This is a genomic window from Colwellia sp. E150_009 (assembly GCF_053543955.1).
Genome location: NZ_JBHFOM010000025.1, coordinates 51,815 through 59,957, shown reverse-complemented (window position 1 = coordinate 59,957; position 8,143 = coordinate 51,815). Strand labels below are relative to the sequence as shown.

6 protein-coding genes are annotated in these 8,143 nt (G+C 35.5%); 4 read left to right on the top strand and 2 right to left on the bottom strand.

What is annotated here, in order from left to right; all coding sequences use genetic code 11:
• Positions 1-504 precede the first annotated feature (504 nt).
• Positions 505-1,149, bottom strand: coding sequence for a GntR family transcriptional regulator (locus tag ACE1OF_RS12150; RefSeq protein ID WP_448894787.1), 645 nt, complete (start codon positions 1,147-1,149; stop codon positions 505-507).
• Between the two features lie 414 nt (positions 1,150-1,563).
• Between ACE1OF_RS12150 and ACE1OF_RS12145 the strand changes: the two genes are divergently transcribed.
• Positions 1,564-2,448, top strand: a complete 885-nt coding sequence (locus ACE1OF_RS12145; protein ID WP_448894786.1) for a proline iminopeptidase-family hydrolase — start codon at positions 1,564-1,566, stop codon at positions 2,446-2,448.
• 74 nt (positions 2,449-2,522) lie between these two features.
• On the opposite strand, the gene ACE1OF_RS12140 is transcribed toward ACE1OF_RS12145, so the two are convergent.
• Entirely contained in the window at positions 2,523-3,362 is an 840-nt protein-coding gene (locus tag ACE1OF_RS12140) for a hypothetical protein (RefSeq protein ID WP_448894785.1), read from the bottom strand.
• A gap of 325 nt (positions 3,363-3,687) precedes the next feature.
• On the opposite strand from ACE1OF_RS12140, the gene ACE1OF_RS12135 reads away from it, so the two are divergent.
• The 3 genes from ACE1OF_RS12135 (at position 3,688) to ACE1OF_RS12125 (ending at position 8,137) form a co-directional block, all read left to right on the top strand.
• Positions 3,688-5,868, top strand: coding sequence for a TonB-dependent receptor (locus ACE1OF_RS12135; protein WP_448894784.1), 2,181 nt, complete (start codon positions 3,688-3,690; stop codon positions 5,866-5,868).
• 69 nt (positions 5,869-5,937) lie between these two features.
• Positions 5,938-7,023 (top strand): PepSY-associated TM helix domain-containing protein, encoded by a 1,086-nt coding sequence (locus ACE1OF_RS12130; RefSeq protein ID WP_448894783.1) that lies wholly within the window; start codon positions 5,938-5,940, stop codon positions 7,021-7,023.
• Positions 7,001-8,137 (top strand): ABC transporter substrate-binding protein, encoded by a 1,137-nt coding sequence (locus ACE1OF_RS12125; protein ID WP_448894782.1) that lies wholly within the window; start codon positions 7,001-7,003, stop codon positions 8,135-8,137. The genes ACE1OF_RS12130 and ACE1OF_RS12125 overlap by 23 nt, the downstream gene beginning before the upstream one ends.
• Positions 8,138-8,143 lie beyond the last annotated feature (6 nt).

Sequence of the window (8,143 nt, the reverse complement as noted above, 5' to 3'; positions counted from 1 at the left end):
GTTAGTATGCAACATGAGAGTTACCTTTTTTTGTTTAAATTAAAGATTCGACACCTTTAATAAAAACGGGTAACTCTCAACTTTTCAAGTCGATGTGTCAGATTAAGTCGGAACTAATACAGTTTAAGTGTGTAGCTCGAAGTCTAGTTGCACATTCTACGACATTAAGTCGGTAAATTTATCATCACCCACATCTCGATTTGGCAACGTTTTAGTTTTAAATAAATGCTGGAAGTCGTAATAAGGGTTGATGTCATTGGCGTGACAAGTCATCACAATACTATAAAGTGTTGAGCTTTCTTGGGCACCATTAATTGGTTGTTCGTCGATACAGTCAACGGCGCAAAAGCTAATGACTTAACCCCGTTTTACTATATCGCGTATTGTCTTGAGCAACTAAGCGGTGTTCATGTTGATATAGCAAAACTGTTGCCTTGGAATATACAGTTTAGCTAAGTGTGATTGCCCAGACACTTACGATTATTTAGCTTTTTTGTATTTATATCAATTTTGACTTGAGTTAGGCGTAGAAAACTCACGCCAGCGATTCAAATGGCGATAAACAATATAAGAAACACCCTCAACATCCTTTATTCTAAGTTTTTCAACCATTTCTCTGTGATCTTGATTACTTGCCCGTGAACCAGCTACGGTCGTCCAGCTGCCTTGGCGCCCAGGCAATCCTCTATGCCGCATTTCTTCTATTTGTTGGCATAAAATATCATTACATGATATGGAATAAAACCTATTATGAAACTCCATATTTAATGCAATCAAGCTATCTTTTGTTTGATGCTCAATAGCGTCTTCAAAAAGGTCAACTATGGTTTGAAGTTCGTCAATATCTTTGGCATTAGCTTTCTGCACAGCAAGTTTTGCAGCAGCCGTTTCTAATAAAGTTCTTACTTGATATAAATCTTCACGTTCTTTATCAGACGGGTTTATAACCCGATATCCTCGATTAGGAATATGACTGATTATTTTCCTAGCTGCAAGGTCGGATAATGCCATACGGGTTTCAAAACGATTTGCTTGGTAACTGCTCTCTAAATCAGCCTGCTTTAACCACTCGCCTGCTCTATATTTGCCAGAAATAATATCATTTTTAATTTGTATTGCTAATCGATTTTCTTCGTTTTTTTTAGTCATATTAAAATAGTAGCCAATATGTTATTTTACCAGTAATATAACATTTAATAGTTTTTTCTTCCAGTAATACTAGTAAAGACTACAAAATTTAGCGTTGAATTGTTATTTAATACCAATTTGATTAAATTTCTTCCCAACTCAGAGCTTCATTAGCGAGCTTAGAACAAGGAAAATTGATTAAACATAGATATTCTATATTTCTTCAATTTTGCGATGTTATCAGTTTGCTAATGAGCTCCCAAAGGGCGAGTTTAAAAGGCTTACATGCGGCGTTATTGATTTTGACAAGGGAATGACCATTCTCTTCAATCAATGCCTTGCCTCTAAGCCTTTTAATTCTCTCGCTGAGCGGGAAAGAACTTAATCAACTGGTATAACGCTTAACTCGCCAAAATATAAATATAGGTATGAATTATGAGCATTAAAACAGGAGATATAAAACGAGTTAAACTGAAAAGTGGACACGAAGTCGTCACTTATTCAATTGGAGAGGGGGGGAATGTTCTTTTATGCGCAAATGGCGGCCCCGGATTACCTTGTGACTACATACGAGATAGTCATTATATAATGGCCGAAGAAGGCTTTCGTGTTGTTACTTGGGACCAACTAGGGTGTGGAAAATCGGACAGACCAAACAATAATGCATTATGGACAGTTGAGCGTTATGTTGAAGAAGTCGAGGAGATTAGATTAGCACTTGATTTGGGAAAAGTTCACTTTTTAGGGCAATCATGGGGGACTTGGCTTGGGATTGAATACGCCTTGAAATACCAAAGTAATTTAAAGTCTTTGATATTAGCTAATGGCGCTGCAGATATTCCACATTTAATTTCTGAATTAAATCGCTTAAAAGCATCTTTAGGGGCAGAGACTGTAACTATGATGCAAAGAAGAGAAGCAGAAAATACTATCGAACATCCAGAATACCAAGCAGCTATTACCTTGCTTAATTATCGTCATGTTTGCCGACTCGATAAATGGCCAGATGCTGTAAATCGTTCACTCGATGACTGGAATCAAGCTCCATACGTTACTATGCAAGGGCCAAACGAGTTTACGTATACGGGTAATATGAAAGATTGGAATCGGTGTGATGAGTTACATAATATAAAAGTACCTTCGTTGATCTTAGTGGGCCAATATGACGAATTAACACCTGCTTGCTCTGCTAAAATTAACGATAACTTGGCAAACTCACAAATACATGTTTTTAAAGAATCTTCCCATATGCCATTTTATGAACAACCAAGTTTATATTTTAGTGCCTTAACAAAATTTCTGAAACGCGTAGCAAATTGATAATAGCAAGAGCATCACCATTATGGTCACTGCTCTTTGGCCTACTTATGGAACATAGGCCAAATTTAACATGCTTATATTTCGTCAATCACGTTTCCGTCAATATACTGACTAAAAACCTCAATAGCTTTGCTGCAAATAACATTACCATCGTGAGCCGCACCAGGGACTACTTCCATATCGACGTTTAATCCATGCTTGGTAAAGTTTTCAAATAGTGACTTACATCGTTCAACGCGAGTGGCACCTGCGATATTTGCATCTTCCATCCAATATTTATCACCAGGAGCGTGTGTTATTTCATGAGTACTTAGATCTTCTTCACCAACCAGCAATTGTATTCTTGGTATTTTAAGTGACTCAATATTAAATACCATATCAAATTTTTCTTCTATATTTCGTAAACCAACCCACCAATCCTTGTCAGTGTCAATCAGTGTTACTGAGCCAGGCGAAGCAATAATTAAATAGGAGATTTTATCTGGGTGAAGATAAAAAAAGCGGTGTGCAAAATGAGCGCCTCCAGAAAAACCAAACATAAAATAGTTGTCTATTTTAAGGTGTAGTCTATCACTTATTTCATCAATCATGGCTAACAGCACTTGATCGTATTGTACTTTATCCGTCATAAAATATTTGTAGCTATCTCTGTCTTCACTATCTGTAATACCACAAGGAAATAATGGTGACAATAAAATGTAACCATAACGGTCGGCAAAAGAAATAAAGCGGTCTCTTATTAATTGGTTATTTCGGCCAGATCCATGAATCACTACCAGTAATTTATTACGCATGTTATTGGTGTGTGCAATATGGGCAGGTACATAAGTAGTATACGAAAAACGTTGGTCATATTGACAAGAAAAGTCGGCAGATTTTCCTATGTCATAAGGTGATATTAATTTATTGCTCATTCAATCTCTCCCAGAGTTAATTTTAAGCATTGTTATATTTAATTTTATAATGGTAGCCAATATACGCAATTATACTTGTATTTACGAATAGATTTACAAAATAAATAGGTTTTATTTTATTTTTAATCTTCTTTAAAGGTGGTTTAATGATGTTTTGTTTTTGTATTATGTAGATATGTTGCTGTTTTTTATATTAATTATTTATTTTTCTGTGGGTTTTATATACATGTTGATAATTAAGCTCAAATTGGCTACTATTAATGTGGTTAAAATAATGTGGTTAAAAATTATTATTAAAAATAAAACATTAAGGTGGATATATAAAATGAATATATATAAAACAATATCAGCTATCGTTGGTTTAACCTTTGCTGGGACTAGTACTTATGCTCAAGAGAGAGGGGTAAGCGAAGATGTAACCGTAAAGGAAAAAGAAACTGAAGTTATCAGAGTGACCTCTTCTAGACTGGCGTCAACATTATCTACAATGCCTGGTTCAGTAACAGTTGTTGATCAAGAAGAACTTCAAAAGCAGTTAGCTGTTACTAGTGATTTAGGCGCAATACTAGGTCAAATGGTTCCAGGAATGGGAACTTCTTCAGCTTCACCGTCAAATGTTGAAACGTCATTGCGTGGAAGAAAGCCCGTATTCTTTATAGATGGTGTTCCTATTACACCAACTTTAAATGAAGTTGGTAGGGAAATGAGAATGATTGACCCTGGCGCAATAGAAAGGATTGAAGTCGTTAGAGGATCTTCCGCTTTATATGGCAACAGTGCTGGTGCAGGCTTTATTAATTATATTACAGGAGCAGGACAGAAGGGAGCTACAGAAATTGCTGTTGAGATAGGCTCCCAATTTTCTGTCAGTGAGTTTGGTGATGGACAAAGACCATCTGTAAGATTATCTGCTACAGGTGGAGATGATGAAATTGACTATCGTACAGTCGTTTTTTATGAAGAAATAGGGGGCTTTTTTGATTCAGACGGAGATCGCATTGCACCAATTCCAAATGGTTTTAGTGGTTTAGCTGATTCTAAAATTTATAGTCTATATGGAAAGATCGGTATAGACATGGAAGAAGGACGCATTGAATTTAGTGCCAATACTTACAATCAGAAACAAGATACAAAATATACTCTTGAAAATGGTGATGTTTCAGAAGGCATAAAAGCAACAGCAGTACTCAAAGGCGATGATGCTTTTGAGGAAGCAGATCAGTTCCATGAAAATTCGGTATTCAACTTAAGTTATAGTCATCCTGATTTTTTAGGTAGTAGGCTAAACAGTCAGTTATATTATCAAAACTCAAAAAGTGTTTTTGATTATTCAGCTACAAAATTTCCTAAAGCAGAAAAGACATCAGGGCAATCTGATACAACTTCAGATAAGTTAGGAGTAAGAATTGATTTACGTACCCAATTACCGCAGCTAAATAATGGCGCCGAATTATTATGGGGAATAGACATATTAAAAGATAAAACTCGTGCTGATTTAGTTGATGGTCGTACATATGCACCACCTCAAGAGTTAAATAGTCAGGCGATTTTTGCTCAATTATTATTTGAACCGATTGAAAATTTAAACCTGACTATTGGCGTTAGACATGAGCGTTCTCAATTGGAATTAAAGGATTTTACATCCTTGTTAACATATGCCGAATCATCAATTGTAAAAGATGATGAAGGAAATATTACTTATGCTGAGCTGTCAAATGTTACAGGGGGAACACTTGACTACGATGCCACACCAATAAATATTGGGGTGACGTATGATTTGTCTTCAGATTTTAATGTCTTTGCTGGTTTTTCCCAAGGTTTTCAAATTACAGGGGTAGGTCGAGAATTACGCAGCTGGCCAGAACATGTCAATGTAGAGATATTAAACCCCGATCCTAATTTAATTGATAGCTATGAAATTGGCGCTAGAAAAAGTTGGGACTCTTTATCTGGTACATTTTCAGTATTCTATACTGATTCTTCAAACGGATTATCATATCGAGCTGATCCCACTAATCCTGATGCTGCTATAGTTGATAGAGCGGGAGATAAAGTCTATGGCTTTGAGCTAACATTTGATGCTGATTTAACAGAGAATTTATCTTTTGGTGGCACGTATGCATGGCTTGAAGGTAAAGCTGATAAAAATGGTGATGGTAGTTTTGATGATTATTTACAAAACCGTCGTATTCCACCACAAATGTTAAGTATATTTTTAGAATACGATAATGGAGGCGATTGGATAACACATTTACAAGGCTTATATTCAGGAAATCGTGACAGGTTTCCTGATAGTACAGCTTTTTGGGAAGGTAATATTAATAGTTTTACAACAGTTGATTTAAGTGTAAGTGGGAAAGTAGGACCTGGCACTCTGATTATTGGCTTAAGTAATATGTTAAATGAAGATTACTACACGCACGTTTCTGAATCAGCTCAACAAGATAGCCGATACTCAAAAGCTCCTGGAGCAACAGCTTCAATTCGTTATGAATTTAAGTTTTAGCAAAAAGTAATGATTAGATTCAGGGGAGCTAACCTGAATCTAATCAAGTCAAATACTTGAGGAGATCAAATGAGTATTAGAAAAATTATTTTATCTATGCACCGTTGGATGGGATTGATTTTGGGCATTTGGTTACTGCTACAAGTATTGACTGGTGCTGTTTTAAACTTTGAGGATAACATTATTTCAGATATTCCAAGTGGTGATTTAGTTAGATTAGATGAGAAACCTGTAGGTAGCATTCTTGCAATATTGGAAAGAGACTTCTCTGAGCATCAACTCCTCAGAATAGAGTATCCGCCAGTAGGTAAGTCTAGTTTTATTGTCAGAACACAACACAACACTAGTAAAAAGGAACATTATAATAAATACCTACCTTCATCTGATCAATTTATTGAGTTTGATTTATTTGAATATGCAACTATTTGGCTATTTAAGTTTCATGAAGAGTTACTTATTAAAAAAACTGGTCATTATATTGTCGGTTTATTAGGATTAGCATTGTTTTTGTGGGTTCTATCTGGTCTTTATCTTTGGTGGCCTTCGGGTAAAAAAAGAGCATTAAATATTTCTTGGCAAGGCTCTTATCGAATGCAGCTGTATGATTTACATCGTGTTATCGGGGTATTAGTTTCAATATTTTTGTTGATAATTTCCATAACAGGTATAGGTATGTCGTATCGAACGAAGCTACTTGAAGTGTTTGATAGTGCAAAAGCAATACCTGCAGCATCAATGAAAGAGCAGAGCTTGTTAAGCTGTGTACAACACAATGAAATCGATATCACTATTAATTGTCTCGCTAAAACAGCGGGTATTTCATCAGTAAAAGACATTCGCTTTAATGCTCACCAAGAGCAAATACAAATATTGCTTTATGCGAGTGATCATTCAAGAAGTCTTGCCGTTGATACGGTTGTTTTTTCAGCAAAAGAGGCTGAGAAAAACAGGGTGAATTTAGCAATAGAAGAAAATATTTCTGAAACCGTTTTAAATTGGATGTACCCATTACACACAGCAAAAGTAATGGGTACCTTTGGTAAGTTTATTATGTTTATCGTTAGCCTAATGACAAGTTTACTTATTGTTATAGGATGGTTAATTTGGTGGGATAAAAAAAGAGGACAAAAGCATGAAACTAAAATTCGCACATAGATATTTATTAGCGACAGTATTATTCAATGTAAGTTTTTTGATGTCATTAACTGTAAATGCTAATGAGTATGACAGCGAATATTTTAATTCGATAGAGCATCAACAATTAATGGAAGCTTCTGAGAAAGAATCTGATTTACTTATTTATTCAAATATTGCTGAATACAATTGGTCTAAAATCTTAGATGCTTTCAGTGCTAAATACCCATGGATGAGAGTGAACATTCAAACATTGGATATGGGGCCATCAGCGGTATTTGAACGTTATTATGCTGAACGTTCTGTGAATCAAAAAACGGCTGATCTCATTGTTACTGGTTCTCCTGACTCTTGGCTGAGATTTGTTAAAAAAGATGGTTTATTACCATATCAATCACCTTTGGCGGCAGAGTATCCGCAATGGAGTAAACCCAAAAAAGGGCTATATACCTTTTCTACTGATCCAATGATCATGATTTATAATAAAATATTATTACCTGAAAATGAAAGGCCTGCTAGCTTAGTTGACTTGATGTCTTGGTCAAGTAATCCAAAGCGAGTGAATAAAATTGCTACATACAATGCAGATAGCCATGCGTTTGGTCATGCAATTCATTGGTTTACAAATAAATTTTTTAAAGAAAAAAATAAAGATAATGTTTTGTACGAAACGCTTGGCAGTATAAGTCGTTTAGAAAATGGTGGTGCAATCATGGTAGATAAAGTGATAACTGGTGAGTACTTAGCGTGTTATTTTGTTTCTGGCATTACGGTGTTACCTAAAATGAAACAAAGAGGTAGAAATAAAATTTTAGGTTGGAATTTAATTAAAGATGGGACGCCTGTATTTTTAAGAGGAATGGGGGTGACTCAGCAAGCAAGGAATCCAGCCACTGCAAAGCTAATGCTTAATTATTTACTCACTCATGATGGGCAGGTCTCGGTTGGTAAAGGTGGGTTAACTCCCTACCGAGAAAGTGTTACTTCTGCAGAAGTACCGTATTTTACTTACACTGATATCGCTAATGAAATAGGTGAAGAAAATATAATACGTGTGCATTATGACTCTAGCGATGAAAGTGAAAAAGAAGCTTTTATAGATAGTTGGAAGCAAGACTACCGCATCAAAAATTAATAGAAA

What these genes read in the sequence shown, in the direction of transcription:
- ACE1OF_RS12135 (WP_448894784.1), top strand. Translation starts at nt 3,688, where the DNA reads ATGAATATATATAAAACAATATCAGCTATCGTTGGTTTAACCTTTGCT.
- ACE1OF_RS12130 (WP_448894783.1), top strand. Translation starts at nt 5,938, where the DNA reads ATGAGTATTAGAAAAATTATTTTATCTATGCACCGTTGGATGGGATTG.
- ACE1OF_RS12145 (WP_448894786.1), top strand. Translation starts at nt 1,564, where the DNA reads ATGAGCATTAAAACAGGAGATATAAAACGAGTTAAACTGAAAAGTGGA.
- ACE1OF_RS12150 (WP_448894787.1), bottom strand. Translation starts at nt 1,149, where the DNA reads ATGACTAAAAAAAACGAAGAAAATCGATTAGCAATACAAATTAAAAAT.
- ACE1OF_RS12140 (WP_448894785.1), bottom strand. Translation starts at nt 3,362, where the DNA reads ATGAGCAATAAATTAATATCACCTTATGACATAGGAAAATCTGCCGAC.
- ACE1OF_RS12125 (WP_448894782.1), top strand. Translation starts at nt 7,001, where the DNA reads ATGAAACTAAAATTCGCACATAGATATTTATTAGCGACAGTATTATTC.